This is a genomic window from Methyloterricola oryzae, assembly GCF_000934725.1.
In the GTDB taxonomy this organism is placed as follows: Bacteria; Pseudomonadota; Gammaproteobacteria; order Methylococcales; family Methylococcaceae; genus Methyloterricola; species Methyloterricola oryzae.
The window spans coordinates 44274-59786 of record NZ_JYNS01000019.1 but is presented as its reverse complement, the minus strand read 5'-3'; the positions used below and the strand labels follow the sequence as shown (position 1 = coordinate 59786).

Sequence of the window (15513 nt, the reverse complement as noted above, 5' to 3'; positions counted from 1 at the left end):
AAGATCGTGGACATCATCAGCGTCATCGACGGCATTGCGTTCCAGACCAACATCCTGGCCTTGAACGCGGCGGTGGAAGCGGCGCGTGCCGGAGAGCAGGGCCGTGGCTTCGCGGTGGTGGCTGGTGAGGTGCGCAACCTGGCGCAGCGCTCGGCGGCGGCGGCGAAGGAGATCAAGGGTCTGATCGGGAACTCGGTGGAGAAAGTGGAGGATGGCAGCCGGCTGGTGGAAGAGGCGGGCAAGACCATGGACGAAGTGGTGACCTCGGTGAAGCGGATGACGGACCTGATGGCGGAGATCGCCACGGCGTCGATGGAGCAGACCTCGGGGATCGACCAGGTGAACCATGCGGTGACGCAGATGGACGAAGCGACGCAGCAGAACGCGGCCTTGGTGGAAGAAGCGGCGGCGGCGGCGGAATCGCTGGAGGAGCAGGCGGCGAACCTGGCGGAGACGGTGGCGCAGTTCAAGCTGCAGGAAACGGGACGCTCGCACACGGCCAGCCGCAGCCACGCTGTGAAGCCGGCGGCTGCGAAGGCGGCCAAGGTGCTGGCGATGCCGGCCCGGTCGGCGAAGGCTTCGCCGCGTCTGGCGGCGGTCGCCGAGAGCGAGGACTGGGCCGAGTTCTAGTCCCTTGTCCTTGTCCTTGCCCTTGCCCCTCCTCCGTCCAGGGGGAGGGCAGGGTGGGGCGAGCTTGCCGGAGCAGTGAGCTTCGAGTTGGCTTCTTCACTCCTACGTTCTACCCCCATTCCAGCCTTACCCCTGCCAGCAGGAAGGAGTAAGGGCATCTTCAGAATCGCGGGCTGTTACTCTCCGCCACGCCCCTAACTTGCCCTCGCGTCCAACACGTTTTCTTCCTTTTTGTCACGGTCCGATACGAAATCCGTAGCTCTGCTAAGCTCTTTGTGGGCTTTTTCTGACGGTACCATGCACGCCAATTCAAACCCCCAAGGCCGGCCCCCGCAGTCCGGCTTCACCCTGCAAGAAATCATGATGGCCCTGGCCGTGGTCGCGGTGCTGACGGCCATTGCCCTTCCGGCCTACCGCGGCTATACGGACAAGGCTCGGAACAAGGCGGCCATCGGCGATCTGCTGAAGATACAGACCCAGATCCAGGAGTTTTATACCGAGCAGTTCCGCTACCCCACCAACCTCGCGGAGATCGCTTCGCGCCTGCCCAATGGCGGCAATGACCCCTGGGGCCGGCCCTATGTCTATCTCAACATCGCCAACGGCGGGCCGAGCATCATGGGCAGCGTGCGCAAGGACCACGCCCTCAACCCCATCAACTCGGACTACGATCTGTACAGCAAGGGGAAGAATGGGCTGACGCAAGTCCAGATTACCAATCAGAACAGCGTTGACGACATCATCCGCGCCCGGGACGGCGGCTTCGTTGGGCTGTCCTCGGACTTCTGACGAGGTGCGCGCTTGAGCCGGCGCTTCTCCGTTATCTCCAACAAGGTTGCGCGCCGCATCCTGGTGTCGTTCATCCTGGCGGCGCTGATCCCCGTCGCTATTCTCGGCATGCTTTCCTTCCGCGAGGTGGGCGGGCAGTTGCGCGAGCAGACGATCCGGGACCTGCGCAACGACTGCAAGGCCTATGCGATGCAGTTGCTGGGGCGCCTGGAACTGGCGAAGAGCGCGCTCGGTCTGGAAGTCCATCACCTCCAGCGTTCCAGCCGCGGCCTGAGCCGGTCGCCGGCCGGCAGGGAGAGTGATCCGATTCTCGCCCTGATCGCCTTCACCGCCGATGGGCGGCAAACGCCCCTGCTGGGCAAAGCCGGCGATCTGCCCGAACTGACTGAAAAGGAGCGGCTGGGCGTGGAGGCGGGCAGGGCCTTGTTCCGGGCCACGCCAGGAGCGGGCGGCGCGCGCCTGTGGATGGCGGTGAAGCTGGAAGAGAGCGAGACCGGCGCCGGCCTGCTGTTGGCGGAACTGCGTCAGGCGGCGGTGTGGCAGGCGGAGGACAGCTATCCGCATCCAATCTGGGTGCTCGACGCGGCGGGCCATGTGCTGGTGCAGTCGGAGCGGGAAGTCAGTCTGCCGCAACCGATGGCATCGGAAGCCACGCGCGGCGCCAGCGGCGAACTGGCCTGGAGCGAAGCGGGAACGGAGTTTCTCGGGGCCTACTGGCGCATTCCTCTGAGCACCCAGCATCTGGGGCCTGACATGGTGGTGGTCATGGCGCAGCCGAAGACGGTGGCGTTCCTCCCCATGGAGCAGTTCCGCGCCCTCTATCCCCCGGTGATCGCCCTGGCCCTGCTGTTCGTGGCTTACCTCAGCGGGCGGCTGATCGCCCGCTACCTGACGCCCCTGGAACGCCTCAAGGTCGCCACCGAGCGCGTGGCCGGTGGTGACCTGGACGTGCGCGTGGAGATCGACAGCGGCGATGAATTCCAGGCCCTGGGCGATTCCTTCAACGACATGACCCACCGCCTGCGCAGACAGTTCGACATTCTCGCCGCCCTGGCGGAAATCGACCGCAAGATCCTCTCCTCCCTGGACGCGGAAGAGATCGTGGAGACCGCCCTGCGGCGTCTGCCCAAAATCCTGCGCTGCGATCTGCTCTCCATCGCGCAGGCCGATCCGCGTAGCGGCCGGGTGAGCGATCTGCGCAGTTGGCGGGCTGGCGTCGGGGTGCAGGTGCTCGAGCGGCCCTTGACCCTGGCCGAGGCGGAAATCCAGGCGCTGCTCGCCGCCCGGGACGGGATCGTGGAATTCCGGGGCGCGGGAGCGCTGCCATCCTATCTGCAGGTGCTGGACATTGCCGACGGCTGGAGCTTCATGGTGGTGCCGGTGGTGATGGCGGAGGCGCTGGCGGCGGTGACCCTGGGTTACCGCGCGCGGGACCGGGTTCCGGCCGAGGCGGAGACCACCGCGCGCAGCTTCGGCGACCGCATCGCCGTGGCGCTGTCCAACGCGGCCTGGGAGGAAAAGCTGTATCAGCACGCCCATTACGACTACCTGACCGGCCTGCCCAACCGCCTGGTGCTAAACGACCAGTTGCAGCAGCATCTGGCGCGGGCGCGCCGCGATGCCACGGAGTTGGCGGTGCTGATGATCGACCTGGACCGCTTCAAGAACATCAACGATTCCATGGGCCATGCCGCCGGCGACAAACTGCTGGTGCAGGTGGGGCAGATCCTGCGCGAGAGCGTCAGGGAAACCGACCTCGTGGTGCGGATGGGGGGTGACGAGTTCGTGGTCCTGGCGCCGGACCTTCCCACGGGCCAGAGCGTGGTGGCGCGCCTGGGCTTCATGGCGGAGACGATCCTGAGTTCGCTCAAGCGCACCCTGATGATCGGCGGGCAGGCCATCATTCCCACGGCGAGCCTGGGCATCGCGATCTTCCCGCGTGATGCCGACAACGCGGTGGACCTGCTGAAGAATGCCGACGCCGCCCTCTACCATGCCAAGGACCAGGGCCGCGCCAACTTCCAGTTCTACGCGAAGGACCTGAATGCCGAGGCGCTGGAGGATGTGGCGCTGGAACACGAGTTGCGCGGCGCCATTGCCCGCGGCGAACTGATGGTGTTCTACCAGCCCAAGGTGTCGCTGGACGGGCGCGTGGTCGGCGCCGAGGCGCTGGTGCGCTGGAACCACGGCCAGCGCGGGATGATTTCCCCGGCTCGATTCATTCCGCTGGCGGAACAGACCGGCCTGATCGTCGACCTGGGCAACTGGGTGCTGGAGGAAACCTGCCGCAACGTGGTGGCCTGCGGGCGCGACGGTCTGAATCCGGTGCGCATCTCGGTGAACCTGTCGTCCATCGAGTTCAGGCGGCCCGGGCTGGTGGCTGGCGTGGGCGATATCCTGCGGCGCACCCAGGTGGACCCGCACTTCATCGAGCTGGAGCTGACCGAATCCGTGGCCATCGTCGACCCCAAGACCTGCGTGGGGCGGATGAACGATCTCAAGCACATGGGGTTGACCCTGGCCATGGACGATTTCGGCACGGGATTCTCGTCCCTATCCTATCTCAAGGACCTGCCCCTGGATGTGCTGAAGATCGACCAGTCCTTCGTGCGCCACATGGAATCCAGCATGAGCAGCCAGGCCATCACCAGCGCCATACTGTCCCTGGCTCACGGCCTGGGCCTGGAGGTGGTGGCGGAAGGCGTGGAGAACCAGGTTCAGTTGGAATTCCTCAAGCAGCACGGCTGCGGCATCTTCCAGGGCTTTTATTTCAGCCGCCCCGTGCCCGCCGCGGACTTCTTCCAGTTGCTGGACGGCCAGCCCTTCCGCGTCTAGGCAGTCGCTCCATCCTTCCTATCCGGCGCTCCGCCGGCCTTCCCCGGTGAAGCACAGTGTTGCCTGACACCGGGGGTTAAACCACAATGTTTATAGTAGAATCCGCCCCGGCGCGATTACACTACCTGCGCGAATGCGTCAACCTGCGAGCAAGACAACACAATAACGAGGGGAAACCAGATGGTACGTGAGTTTGAATACAAGGGTGAGATCTTCCGTGTCACAGCGCATGGCATACACGGTCACGAAGAGATTTTCATCGTCCATATCGAAAAGGACGGCACCGAGGGCGGCGAGGCGTCCATCGACCGCATGACCGAAGAGAATGATACGAGCGCCCCGATCGAAGATATCATCGTCATGCTCTGCGAGCGGTTGATCCCCGAGATCGAGGGCCATGACCCGAGCAAGCCCTTTGCCTGGCGCGAAGGCAACGTGGTCTACCAGGTGCACGACGGCGTGCAGGCCCACGCCTGAGGGAAGCCAGCCTCGAGTTCGGCTCAAGTCACCGGAAAACGCTGGTTTTCCGGTGGCGAGCGCCGGGCGGCCCTTTCAGGGCGGAGCAGGAAGAAGCGGGACTAAGCGGAATGGCCGCGTAAGATCCCTGATTTGGATTCGCTGCGCGAAGTTTATGTGAATCCGGTTCTCGCACCGGAAGGCGAGATACTTTCTTTTGCGTGGCCAAAAGAAAGTATCCAAAGAAAAGGCCACCCGGCAGCCGCGAATGCTCTTGCGCTTCTCGCGCGCCGGACGGGGTCGGCAGAAGGGCAATCCATCGCCCTCCGCCGCCGCGCTTCATCCTTGAAGCGCCCCTCCGGGCTAGTCCGCCCGTCAGGCTGCGATGCTCAGCGCGGCTGAACGGGGTGGCAACCAAGAACGAATTAGAGAGCCTGAAAACGGGAAGCTATTGCTCAGCACAGCCTAACTGACGGCGGATTGCCGGCGACCCGCGGCGCGCAGCAGTTGCAGGCATTCCAGGTTGGCGGCCATGTCCAGCGCGCTGAAATCATCCGGGTTCTTCAGGTGCACGTCCGCCCCGGCCTCCAGAAGCTGGGCGACCACGGCGGTCTTGCCGCAGGATGCGGCGTACATCAGGGCGCTGGAGCCGCCTTCATTCTGGTGATCGATGTCGATGCCGGCCTGTATCAGACGTTCGATGATGCCCGTATCGCCCCCGTAGCAGGCCAGCCAGAGGGCGTTATTGCCGTCGCCGTTGAGTTCGGCAAGAGATGCGCCGGCGGCCAGGAGGGCGTCCACCGCCGCCCCGTCAGCCAGCCGGCAGGCGTGCATCAGCGGCGTGGTGCGGTTCTCGATCAAGGCATCCGGGCTGCCCTCGGCAAAACCCTGTGCGATGAGCCAGGCCTCCAGATCAAACTCACTCCTCATCGGGCGTCGCCATCCAACTGTAGCCGCCCTGGTCCCACAACTGGGCGAGCACCTGATCGGTGTCATAGCCCGGGTACTGGGTCCTGACCTTCTCGTACTCCGCCAGAAAGGCCGCCACCTCCTCGCCTTCGATGCGCGCCGTGCTGCTCTCTTCCTTGCAGCGCAGCGTGCAGACGGCCCCGCCATCCAGGCTGTATAGGGCGAATTGGTCGCCTTCGGCGATCAGCTCTTGGGTATCTTTGACGTCGGGCATGACGGTCGGTCCTCCGCTGGGAGACTTTGGTTGGATGAGTGGGGCAGGTTTTAGGCTAACTTTGCGGTAAGCCTTGAAAAAGCTACGTTCCCCCCCCTCTCCAGGGGGGAGGGCAGGGCGGGGATGATACCTAGACGGGCGCAGGGAGCTCCGACCTTGCTCTTCGTCCCGGTTTTCTAACCCCATCCCCGCCTTCCCCCTGCAGGGGGAAGTGGCAAAAGTCATTCCGGTTCAGTCCGAAGCCGTGTCTATCCGGGCTTCGTTCAGCCGCCAGCTCTCATACCCGCCCACCAGGTCGTAAACTTCCTGGAAGCCGAAATCCACGAACAGCTTGGCGCCGGATTGGCTGGCGTTGCCGTGGTAGCAGTAGATCAGCACCGGCACGTGGCGGGGGGTTTTCAGCAGCACCGTTTCCAGATTGCCGTTGGAAAGGTATTCGGCGCCGGCGATGTGTCCCTGGGCAAAGGACGCTTCGTCACGCATGTCCAGCACTCTCAAGTGAGGGCGCTGCAGCAACTCGCGCAGGTCCTTGGCGCTCACCCGGCGCCAGGCGCTGCTTGGGTTCATGTCTTTTCTCCGCCGTGCGGGCGGGATGCCGGCTTGCCGGACCGCGGCTGGAATTGCACTCATGGTTGTCGCCCCGGATAAGGTGGAAGGGTCAGGATGCGTGTATCGGTGAGGGGAAAGCCCACCGTGAAATGGTAGAGGGACTGGTAGCGGTTCCCCGTCAGGCCCAGCAATTGGTGAAAGCTGTCGTCGAAATAGCAGCCGATGCCGGTTCCGCGCAGGCCGGCCGCCTCGGCTTCCAGGTACAGAACCTGCCCCAGCAGGCCGGCTTCCCAGTGCAATTGCCGGTAACGCCAGGGTGCGGCGCTGAGGGTTTCCTCGAATTCCGCGAGCATGCCCAAGGCGAAGCCGCTGTCCGCGGCGATGGCTTGATGGCAATGGATGGCCTTTGCCAACTGCCCGCAGCCGGCTTCCGCCAGCAGGTACAAGGGCAGATGCGCGGGCGCGCCGGCCGGACGAGTCCAGGCAAAACTGCCCAGCATGGCCGCGCGCAGCCCGGCGCCCGCCACTTCATCGCGCAGCAGCGCGTAGAGCCCGGGGGCCAGACCTTCCACGCGGTGCACGAACAGCACCGGGTGCAGGCGCGGCGCGAAATCCCACACGTCCCAGGGTACGGCGCGGCGCGGCAGCAAGGCGTCCAGGATGGTGTAGAACTGGTGTGCCCCCATGTGCGGGCGGTTGTCGAAGCGCTGGGCGCTGCGGCGCCGGCGAATCAGGGTGCTGGCGGGCTCCGCCGTCAGGCAAGCGGCGCGCGGCGGAAAACCGAAGGGCATCACTTCCCGCTCGGCCTCGCCAGCGGTACGGCTGGCTTCCGCCACTTCATCGATCACCGGCCAATGGTACATGGGGTGCGGATCGAGCACGTTGGCGCGTCCCTTCCAGGCCGCGGCGCTCGGAGGCTCTGGCGGCGGCAGCGCTTCGGCGTTGCCCACCATCACCTCCAAAAGCACTTCCGCTTCCTCAGTCTCGGTGCCGAAAAAGTCCTCGGCCCGGTCCAGGCCGAGCAGGCCGCCGAGGGCCTGCGAGCCGACGCCGGGGACCAGGCGCAGCCTCCAGCCCAGGGCAGCGGCCGCATAACGCAGCGCGCCGAGGGCGTGGCCGGTGTCCAACTGGCAGTAGCGGAACGCCCTTTCGCCGTACTTCCAGGCTTCTCGCCAATGGATGGAGCTCAGCCCGATCCACGCCCGGGCTTCACTGCCCGGGCTGCCGCAGGCCGCGCGCTGTTCCAGTGCATGATCGCGGCTCAGGTAGTGGTACACGCCGTCGGGCAGGTCCGGCACCCCCTGACTTACCAGATAAGCCTCGGTAGGGTGGAGGTTGCCGCTGGACGGATTGCAGCGCAGCGCCCAGCGGTCAGGTCCATACTCTTTCCAGGCGGACAAGCCCATGGACAGTTCCAGGAGCAACGCGATGGCATTGAGGGAGAGCGGCTGCGGCGCTATCCGGCCGGGCTCTTGCAACTGGCCAAAGGGGGTCGCCAGGCTGTCGCCCCCCAAGGGCAGGGGAATGGCCGGTGCGCCCTTGAAGCTGCGGAAGGGGTCTGGCTGGCTGCTCCAGTCCAGGGCTTCGGGCCCGGCGGCGTAGCGTTCCAGATGGTGCTTGGTACGTTGGTGATAGGCCAGCACCCGGTCCAGGTCTCGGGCTGTCGTGGCTTCGGATGCGGGCAGTCGCCCACCCTGAATGGGCGCGTGGCGCCGGATGGCGGGTTCCATCAGCGGTCCTCGCCCGGTGCCGGGCAGTGATGGCTGCGCGAGCAGCGTTCCAGTTCGCCGAGTTCAGCGTGGGTCTCCGGCACCAGCCAGGTGCCGAGCCGCTGCGGTTCGAAACCCGCCTCGCGCCACTCGCCGCATTGCATCAGCGGGCGGCGGATCAGCAGGGGTTCGGCCAGCATCAGCTCGAGCGCCTCATCGGCGTCCAGTGCTTCCGGGACAATTTCGCCGGACTTCACGCGCGGGGCGGCGCGGTTGAACCACTCCGCCACGGGGCGATCACCGAAGAAGGACCGGAGCTCCGGGCCTTCCCAGCGGGTGTCCAGCAGGTTGTACACGATCAGCGAATGGCCTGCCTCCATGAGCAGGCGCTTCTGTTTCGCGTTGTTGGCACAGCCGGGCTTTTCGTAAAAGGTGATGGTGGCCATCGCTCCGGTTCGTCTTCAAGCCGTCGACTGAATGTCAGACCGCGAGTCTATCCCACTGTTCAATTGACGGTGGAGGACTCGGGATGCAGCCAGGCCTGCTGGGTGCTGTAGTCGCCCGCATCGAGGGCTTCCATCTGGCCGGCGGCGCCGCATTTCAGGCACTTGCCGAGCACGTCGAAGCCCTGCTCGGAGCACAGGTCCGGCCGGCTCTGGCGGCAGCCCACAGCGCCGCAGGCCTTGCACTGGTGCAAGGTGCCGCTGCATTGCTGCTCGCCGCCTTTGCGGGTGCCGGTGCAGAGTTTCAGGGGGGTTTTGAGTTCTTCGTAACGCATGATCGATCTCCGGGACTACAAGATGGTAATGGTGATGTGGCGGCCCTTCGGGGCTCTACGAATAATTCACGTAATTGGGCTCGACGCCGTCGGTCTCGACGAACACCTCGCCGTTTTCGATCTTCAGGGGATATTCCGCCAAGAGGCAGGGCTTACCCTTGATGCAGGCGCCCGTATTGCCCTTGAACTCCCAATCGTGGTGCCGGCAGGTCAGGATGCTGCCGTTGAAATGGGCGTCGGCCAGGGGTTCACGGTCGTGGGGACACAGGCCCTGATAGGCGTGGGGCGTGTCGCCTTCCGGCCAGACGATCAGCATCAGGGTGCGATTCACCGCCACCACTTCATACTTGCCCTGCCGAAGCTCGCTCTCGTCACAGGCTTTGGTATACATAATCGCTCCTCATGCTCGCGATGGGTGCGCTCGGCCCCGCGCGGAGAGCGGTCGGCTCCCGCGAGGGCTTCACGCCGTATGTGGGTCAGACCGGCCGGTTTTCCGGAATCCGGATCGGGCCCATGATCTTCAACCCTTCCTCAAAGCTGATCTCCGGGAACTTCTCGTCATAGCCCGCGGCCGCCTCGGCCACCGCCATGAGCTTTCCGGCGGTGTCCAGCTTCTTCAGGTCGTTCTTCTCGATGTTGAACAGGTCGAGAAGCTCGTTGTAGACCGTGGCCTCGTCCAGGGGCAGAACCCAGAACTTGGTGCCGCCGTACGCGATCTGGTAGCGCTTGGAAATGTCCAGGTTGCCGGCGAAGAAGAAGTACTTGCCGTCGGGGGAAAGCTTGTCGCCCAGGACTTCGCACAAGAGTTGAATGTATTCCAGGGACAGGGCGACGCCGGCCAAAAACGGGATGGTGGTCTCCCCGGCCTTGCCCACGGTCATCACCTGGTCGAACTTGATCTCCGGCGGGCGGGCTTCGTCGCTCATCTTTTGCGCGAACTTGAGCGCGATCATGCCGCGGAACCCAAAGTAGCCGTCCTTGGTGGCTCCCTTGAACACGGGACTGAGCAGGCGGCCCTCTTCTTCGAGGGATCCTAGCGGCGTTTCGTTGATAGTGGACATCAAGACTCCTATTACTGGTTACGTAGAAAATCGGCGGTTTTATAGAACGAGGCCGTCACCTGCTTGCGAAGTTCAGGATCGCCAACCTGTTCTTCCAGCGCCTGGACCATGCAGGCCATCCAGGCATCGCGTGCCTGCTCGTCGATGGCGAAGGGCAGGTGCTTTTGCCTCAGCCGCGGATGCCCGAAACGCTCCGCATACAACTGAGGCCCCCCCAGCCAGCCGCTGAGAAACATGAACAACCGTTCCTTCGCGGGGCCCAGTTCCGCCTCGTGCATGGCGCGGATGGTCTGGGCTTGCGGCAACTCGCTCATGAGCTGATAGAAGCGTTCCACCAGCCGGCGGATGGCTTCCTCGCCGCCCAGCAGCCGGTAGTGCGGGTTTTCCCCGGCCTGGCCGACGATGGGGAGCGCGTTGGTTTTGCCCGGTGCCTGCATGACGGTGTGATCCCGGCCTTACATCACCACCACGGGCACCGCCAGGCGCGAGCCGCGGCCCAATTGGGCATCCACCTTGGCCCTGGCCTTCTCGATGGTGAGGGGCTTGGGCAGGATGGTGTTGACGCCGTTCTTGAGACATTCCTGGGCGAAGGGATCGGTTGCCTTTTCCGCTATCAGGATGATCTTCAGGTCGGCCATCTTCCCGTGGATTTCGCTGAGCACCTCGATCCCTTTCTCCCTGACGATGTCGATGCCCAGCAGCAGCACCGAGGGCGGCCAGTCCCTCGCCTTGGCATAGGCGGCCTCCAGACTGCTCAGCTCATGGGTCTCGATCTCGTCGTGCAGCATGAACTGCAGTGCCGCACTGGTGATCTCGTCGCTGTCGACGACGAACACGCGCCTGTCGTCTACGGCTTTCTCACTGTCGACGCCGATCTGCATGGGGTACTCCTCGCTTGCATTGAACGTGAACGGATGGGCATCCGGGGACGAGCCCCTTCTAGAGACGCCAATTCCAGTTTTGCAATTAGCGCGCCACGGCTCTCGTGGCCGCGGCGAAAGCCTCAGGGCCTTTCGCTATATAAGGTGTGGGCTTGTCGCGGCCGCTTGCAGCTGGGGCTGTGGGGTTTGTTTTGTTCCCTACAAACCGTATGGGTTTGTCTTGTAGCAAACATCACGGGAGGGGCGTTTGTCACGCTTCATACAATGATTTACGACCAATAAATCAGTAACTTAGAAATTTCAAGGGGGCTGGCACAGCGGTTGCTAAATGTGAACTGTGCACTATTCGACTACTCACCAGTCGGTCGCGAAAAGAAGAAAAAAAAGAAAGCGCCGCCGCACAGTGATTAGGCCGGATGAGTTCATCCGGCAGAGTACTGCGGGAAACGAAATGTATCGACCATCCCTTTAAATTTCGGAGTATCACCATGTCAAGCTTGAGACAAATCGCTTTCTACGGCAAAGGCGGCATCGGCAAGTCCACCACCTCCCAGAACACCCTGGCTGCTCTGGCCGAAATGGGTCAGCGCATCCTGATCGTAGGCTGCGACCCCAAGGCCGACTCCACCCGTCTGATCCTGCACGCAAAGGCTCAGGACACCATCCTGTCCCTGGCCGCCGATGCCGGCAGCGTTGAGGACCTGGAGCTGGAAGACGTCATGAAGGTCGGCTACCGCGACATCCGCTGCGTCGAGTCCGGTGGTCCGGAGCCGGGCGTGGGCTGCGCAGGCCGCGGCGTTATCACCTCCATCAACTTCCTGGAGGAAGAAGGCGCCTACGAAGACATCGACTATGTCTCCTATGACGTGCTCGGCGACGTGGTGTGCGGCGGCTTCGCCATGCCAATCCGCGAGAACAAGGCGCAGGAAATCTACATCGTCATGTCCGGTGAAATGATGGCCATGTACGCCGCCAACAATATCTCCAAGGGCATTCTGAAGTACGCCAACAGCGGTGGCGTGCGTCTGGGCGGATTGGTCTGCAACGAGCGCCAGACCGACAAGGAACTGGAACTGGCCGAGGCTCTGGCTGCCAAGCTGGGCACCAAGCTGATCCACTTCGTGCCGCGCGACAACATCGTGCAGCACGCCGAGCTGCGCCGCATGACCGTCATGGAATACGCCCCGGACTCCAAGCAGGCCAACGAGTACCGTCAGCTGGCTCAGAAGGTCCACAACAATTCCGGCAATGGCATCATCCCGACCCCCATCACCATGGATGAGCTGGAAGACCTGCTGATGTCCCACGGCATCATGAAGCAGATCGACGAATCGCAGGTCGGCAAGACTGCATCCGAACTGGCGGCGTAAAGAGCTGCACGTCCGGAGTGCGGGGCGCCGTTCAGCGCGCCCCGCGTTTCAAGCCGCAGTTTTGTATGCCTTGTTTTTTGTAATTGGAGCAGGAGAGAGCAATGAGCCTCACCATTGAGCAAGTGAAAGAGCGTAACAAGGAACTCATCAAGGAGGTCCTTGAAATTTACCCCGACAAGACGGCCAAGCGCCGTGCGAAGCACCTTAATCAGTACGAGGCCGGCAAGGCAGACTGCGGTACCAAGTCCAACGTCAAGTCCATCCCGGGCGTCATGACCATCCGTGGTTGCGCCTACGCCGGTTCCAAGGGCGTGGTCTGGGGCCCCATCAAGGACATGATCCACATCAGCCACGGCCCCGTGGGCTGCGGCCAGTATTCCTGGGCGTCGCGCCGGAACTACTACATCGGCACCACCGGCATCGACACCTTCGTCACCATGCAGTTCACCTCCGATTTCCAGGAGAAGGACATCGTCTTCGGCGGCGACAAGAAGCTGGAGAAGATCATCGACGAGATTCAGGAGCTGTTCCCCCTGAATCACGGCATCACCGTTCAGTCCGAGTGCCCGATCGGCCTCATCGGCGACGACATCGAGGCGGTTTCCAAGAAGAAGTCCAAGGAGTACGAAGGCAAGACCATCGTGCCGGTGCGCTGCGAAGGTTTCCGCGGCGTGTCCCAGTCCCTGGGCCACCACATCGCCAACGACGCCGTGCGTGACTGGGTCTTCGACAAGGGCGGCGACAAGCACCCCGAGTTCAAGACCACCCCGTACGACGTGGCCATCATCGGCGACTACAACATCGGCGGCGACGCCTGGTCTTCCCGCATCCTGCTGGAGGAAATGGGCCTGCGCGTGATCGCCCAGTGGTCCGGCGACGGCTCCCTGGCCGAGTTGGAGAACACCCCGAAGGCCAAGCTGAACGTGCTGCACTGTTACCGCTCCATGAACTACATCTCCCGTCACCTGGAAGAGAAGTACGGGGTGCCGTGGGTGGAGTACAACTTCTTCGGCCCGACCAAGATCGCAGAGTCCCTGCGCAAGATCGCCGGCTACTTCGACGACAAGATCAAGGAAGGCGCCGAGCGCGTCATTGCCAAGTACGAGCCCCTGATGCAGGCGGTGATCGACAAGTACCGTCCGCGCCTGGAAGGCAAGAAGGTCATGCTGTACGTGGGCGGCCTGCGTCCCCGTCACGTGATCGGCGCCTACGAGGACCTGGGCATGGAAATCGTCGGCACCGGCTACGAGTTCGGCCACAACGACGATTACCAGCGCACCACCCACTACGTCAAGGACGGCACCCTGATCTACGACGACGTGACCGGCTTCGAGTTCGAGAAGTTCGTCGAGAAGATCCAGCCCGACCTGGTCGGGTCCGGCATCAAGGAGAAGTACGTTTTCCAGAAAATGGGCGTGCCTTTCCGCCAGATGCACTCCTGGGATTATTCGGGTCCTTATCACGGCTATGACGGCTTCGCCATCTTCGCCCGTGACATGGACATGGCCATCAACAACCCGGTGTGGGGCCTGGCCAAGACTCCCTGGAAGTCGGCCGCCTAAGCGGGCCGAACGGAAGTAGGGTGCGCCGCGTCGCACCATTGATCTCGAGTACCGGTGCGCCCGCGTGCGCACCCTACCCCCGAAATTTTGGAGCTAAGCCATGAGTCAGAATGCAGAGAAAGTCCTTGACCACTTCAACCTGTTCCGTGAACCGGAATACGTAGAGCTGTTCGAGAACAAGCGTAAGGAATTCGAGTTCATGCCCCCGGACGAGCAGGTTGCCGAAGTCCGCGAATGGGCCAAGACCGAAGAGTACAAAGAGAAGAACTTCGCCCGCGAGGCCCTGGTGGTCAACCCGGCGAAGGCTTGTCAGCCGCTGGGCGCCGTGTTCGCGGCGGTCGGCTTCGAGGGCACCCTGCCCTTCGTGCACGGTTCGCAGGGCTGCGTAGCGTATTACCGCTCGCACTTCAGCCGTCATTTCAAGGAGCCCACCTCCTGCGTGTCCTCCTCCATGACCGAGGATGCGGCGGTGTTCGGCGGCCTGAACAACATGATTGACGGCCTGGCCAATGCGTACAACATGTACAAGCCGAAGATGATTTCCGTCTCCACCACCTGTATGGCGGAAGTGATCGGCGACGACCTCAATGCCTTCATCAAGACCTCGAAGGAAAAAGGTTCCATCCCGGCCGAGTACGACGTGCCCTTCGCCCATACCCCGGCCTTCGTCGGCAGCCATATCACCGGCTACGACAATGTCATGAAGGGTATCTTCCAGCACTTCTGGGACGGCAAGGCCGGCACGGTTCCGCCCATGGTGCGTGAGCCCAACGAGTCGATCAACTTCATCGGCGGCTTCGACGGCTACACCGTCGGCAACCTGCGCGAGATCAAGCGCATCTTTGGTCTGTTCGGCGTCGATTACACGATCCTGTGCGACAACAGCGACGTGTTCGACACCCCGACCGATGGCGTCTTCCGCATGTACGACGGCGGCACCACCCTGGAAGAGGCTGCCAACGCGCTGCACGCCAAGGCCACCATCTCCATGCAGGAATACTGCACGGAGAAGACCCTGCCCTTCATCGCCGAGCACGGCCAGGAAGTGGTTGCCCTCAACCACCCCATCGGCGTGGCCGGTACCGACCAGCTGCTGATGGAGATCTCGCGCATCACTGGCAAGCCGATCCCGGCGGAACTGGAGAAGGAGCGCGGTCGCCTGGTGGACGCCATTGCGGACTCCACCGCCCACATCCACGGCCAGAAGTTCGCCATCTACGGCGATCCGGATCTGTGCTACGGCCTGGCGGCCTTCCTGATGGAACTGGGCGCCGAGCCCATCCACGTGCTGGCCACCAACGGCGGCAAGGCCTGGGAAAAGAAGATGCAGGCGCTGTTCGATTCCTCGCCCTTCGGCAAGAACTGCAAGGCGTACCCGGGCAAGGACCTGTGGCACATGCGCTCCCTGCTGTTCACCGATCCGGTCGACTTCCTGATCGGCAACACCTATGGCAAGTACCTGGAGCGTGATACGGGAACCCCGCTGATCCGCATCGGCTTCCCGATCTTCGATCGTCACCACAAGCACCGTTATCCGGTGTGGGGTTACCAGGGCGGCCTGAACGTGCTGGTGTGGATCCTCGACCGTATCTTCGAGGCGATCGACGCCAACACCATCATCCCGGCGAAGACCGACTACAGCTACGACATCATCCGCTAAGTTCTCGGAATGTCTCCGCCGCGCGAGAGCTTTTCCGGCTCTTGCGGGGC

The 15513-nt window shown here is 63.2% G+C and carries 17 protein-coding genes; 7 read left to right on the top strand and 10 right to left on the bottom strand.

The window, feature by feature from the left end; genetic code table 11:
* From EK23_RS18475 to EK23_RS18460, 4 genes are all read left to right on the top strand, one after another.
* A partial coding sequence (locus EK23_RS18475; protein ID WP_045226871.1) for a methyl-accepting chemotaxis protein occupies window positions 1-630 on the top strand: 630 nt, incomplete at its 5' end.
* 297 nt (window positions 631-927) lie between these two features.
* Complete coding sequence (locus EK23_RS24620) at window positions 928-1419, top strand: type IV pilin protein (protein WP_045226885.1); 492 nt, start codon at window positions 928-930, stop codon at window positions 1417-1419.
* Window positions 1420-1431: 12 nt separating this feature from the next.
* Complete coding sequence (locus EK23_RS22090; protein WP_052808338.1) at window positions 1432-4254, top strand: putative bifunctional diguanylate cyclase/phosphodiesterase; 2823 nt, start codon at window positions 1432-1434, stop codon at window positions 4252-4254.
* A gap of 180 nt (window positions 4255-4434) precedes the next feature.
* Complete coding sequence (locus tag EK23_RS18460; RefSeq protein ID WP_045226870.1) at window positions 4435-4731, top strand: hypothetical protein; 297 nt, start codon at window positions 4435-4437, stop codon at window positions 4729-4731.
* Window positions 4732-5175: 444 nt separating this feature from the next.
* Here the strand turns inward: EK23_RS18460 and EK23_RS18455 are convergent, their stop codons facing one another.
* From EK23_RS18455 to EK23_RS18415, 10 genes are all read right to left on the bottom strand, one after another.
* Window positions 5176-5640 carry an ankyrin repeat domain-containing protein gene (locus tag EK23_RS18455; protein WP_052808337.1) on the bottom strand — a complete coding sequence of 155 codons (465 nt, stop codon included), beginning with the start codon at window positions 5638-5640 and terminating at the stop codon, window positions 5176-5178.
* Window positions 5630-5893 (bottom strand): hypothetical protein, encoded by a 264-nt coding sequence (locus EK23_RS23055; RefSeq protein ID WP_052808336.1) that lies wholly within the window; start codon window positions 5891-5893, stop codon window positions 5630-5632. Before EK23_RS23055 ends, EK23_RS18455 begins: the two co-directional genes overlap by 11 nt.
* Before the next feature lie 231 nt (window positions 5894-6124).
* Complete coding sequence (locus EK23_RS18450) at window positions 6125-6460, bottom strand: thiosulfate sulfurtransferase GlpE (RefSeq protein WP_045226869.1); 336 nt, start codon at window positions 6458-6460, stop codon at window positions 6125-6127.
* A gap of 59 nt (window positions 6461-6519) precedes the next feature.
* Window positions 6520-8172 carry a SagB/ThcOx family dehydrogenase gene (locus EK23_RS18445; protein WP_235282199.1) on the bottom strand — a complete coding sequence of 551 codons (1653 nt, stop codon included), beginning with the start codon at window positions 8170-8172 and terminating at the stop codon, window positions 6520-6522.
* A complete protein-coding gene (locus EK23_RS18440) occupies window positions 8172-8597 on the bottom strand; it encodes an ArsC/Spx/MgsR family protein (protein ID WP_045226868.1) in 426 nt (141 codons plus the stop codon). The genes EK23_RS18445 and EK23_RS18440 overlap by 1 nt, the downstream gene beginning before the upstream one ends.
* 59 nt (window positions 8598-8656) lie before the next feature.
* Window positions 8657-8929, bottom strand: a complete 273-nt coding sequence (locus EK23_RS18435) for a hypothetical protein (RefSeq protein ID WP_045226867.1) — start codon at window positions 8927-8929, stop codon at window positions 8657-8659.
* A gap of 55 nt (window positions 8930-8984) precedes the next feature.
* On the bottom strand, window positions 8985-9320 hold the full coding sequence (locus EK23_RS18430) for a monooxygenase system ferredoxin subunit (protein ID WP_052808335.1): 336 nt from the start codon (window positions 9318-9320) through the stop codon (window positions 8985-8987).
* Between the two features lie 85 nt (window positions 9321-9405).
* Window positions 9406-9990: a hypothetical protein gene (locus tag EK23_RS18425; protein WP_045226865.1), complete on the bottom strand. Its 585-nt coding sequence runs from the start codon at window positions 9988-9990 to the stop codon at window positions 9406-9408.
* A gap of 11 nt (window positions 9991-10001) precedes the next feature.
* Window positions 10002-10427, bottom strand: coding sequence for a group II truncated hemoglobin (locus EK23_RS18420; protein WP_045226864.1), 426 nt, complete (start codon window positions 10425-10427; stop codon window positions 10002-10004).
* Window positions 10428-10445: 18 nt separating this feature from the next.
* Window positions 10446-10871, bottom strand: coding sequence for a response regulator (locus tag EK23_RS18415; protein WP_045226863.1), 426 nt, complete (start codon window positions 10869-10871; stop codon window positions 10446-10448).
* Between the two features lie 488 nt (window positions 10872-11359).
* On the opposite strand from EK23_RS18415, the gene nifH reads away from it, so the two are divergent.
* The 3 genes from nifH to nifK all read left to right on the top strand — a co-directional run bounded on the left by nifH (window position 11360) and on the right by nifK (window position 15463).
* The gene (gene nifH, locus EK23_RS18410) at window positions 11360-12241 is read left to right on the top strand and encodes a nitrogenase iron protein (RefSeq protein ID WP_045226862.1); all 882 of its coding nucleotides are present in this window, start codon (window positions 11360-11362) and stop codon (window positions 12239-12241) included.
* Between the two features lie 101 nt (window positions 12242-12342).
* Window positions 12343-13803: a nitrogenase molybdenum-iron protein alpha chain gene (gene nifD / locus EK23_RS18405; protein ID WP_045226861.1), complete on the top strand. Its 1461-nt coding sequence runs from the start codon at window positions 12343-12345 to the stop codon at window positions 13801-13803.
* Window positions 13804-13903: 100 nt separating this feature from the next.
* A complete protein-coding gene (gene nifK / locus EK23_RS18400) occupies window positions 13904-15463 on the top strand; it encodes a nitrogenase molybdenum-iron protein subunit beta (protein ID WP_045226860.1) in 1560 nt (519 codons plus the stop codon).
* Window positions 15464-15513: the final 50 nt, after the last annotated feature.

Bases quoted from the DNA above. Each gene is read 5' to 3' on its own strand.
- EK23_RS24620 (WP_045226885.1), top strand. From the start codon at position 928: ATGCACGCCAATTCAAACCCCCAAGGCCGGCCCCCGCAGTCCGGCTTC.
- EK23_RS18460 (WP_045226870.1), top strand. From the start codon at position 4,435: ATGGTACGTGAGTTTGAATACAAGGGTGAGATCTTCCGTGTCACAGCG.
- EK23_RS18455 (WP_052808337.1), bottom strand. From the start codon at position 5,640: ATGAGGAGTGAGTTTGATCTGGAGGCCTGGCTCATCGCACAGGGTTTT.
- EK23_RS23055 (WP_052808336.1), bottom strand. From the start codon at position 5,893: ATGCCCGACGTCAAAGATACCCAAGAGCTGATCGCCGAAGGCGACCAA.
- EK23_RS18450 (WP_045226869.1), bottom strand. From the start codon at position 6,460: ATGAACCCAAGCAGCGCCTGGCGCCGGGTGAGCGCCAAGGACCTGCGC.
- EK23_RS18445 (WP_235282199.1), bottom strand. From the start codon at position 8,172: ATGGAACCCGCCATCCGGCGCCACGCGCCCATTCAGGGTGGGCGACTG.
- EK23_RS18440 (WP_045226868.1), bottom strand. From the start codon at position 8,597: ATGGCCACCATCACCTTTTACGAAAAGCCCGGCTGTGCCAACAACGCG.
- EK23_RS18435 (WP_045226867.1), bottom strand. From the start codon at position 8,929: ATGCGTTACGAAGAACTCAAAACCCCCCTGAAACTCTGCACCGGCACC.
- EK23_RS18430 (WP_052808335.1), bottom strand. From the start codon at position 9,320: ATGTATACCAAAGCCTGTGACGAGAGCGAGCTTCGGCAGGGCAAGTAT.
- EK23_RS18425 (WP_045226865.1), bottom strand. From the start codon at position 9,990: ATGTCCACTATCAACGAAACGCCGCTAGGATCCCTCGAAGAAGAGGGC.
- EK23_RS18420 (WP_045226864.1), bottom strand. From the start codon at position 10,427: ATGCAGGCACCGGGCAAAACCAACGCGCTCCCCATCGTCGGCCAGGCC.
- EK23_RS18415 (WP_045226863.1), bottom strand. From the start codon at position 10,871: ATGCAGATCGGCGTCGACAGTGAGAAAGCCGTAGACGACAGGCGCGTG.
- nifH (WP_045226862.1), top strand. From the start codon at position 11,360: ATGTCAAGCTTGAGACAAATCGCTTTCTACGGCAAAGGCGGCATCGGC.
- nifD (WP_045226861.1), top strand. From the start codon at position 12,343: ATGAGCCTCACCATTGAGCAAGTGAAAGAGCGTAACAAGGAACTCATC.
- nifK (WP_045226860.1), top strand. From the start codon at position 13,904: ATGAGTCAGAATGCAGAGAAAGTCCTTGACCACTTCAACCTGTTCCGT.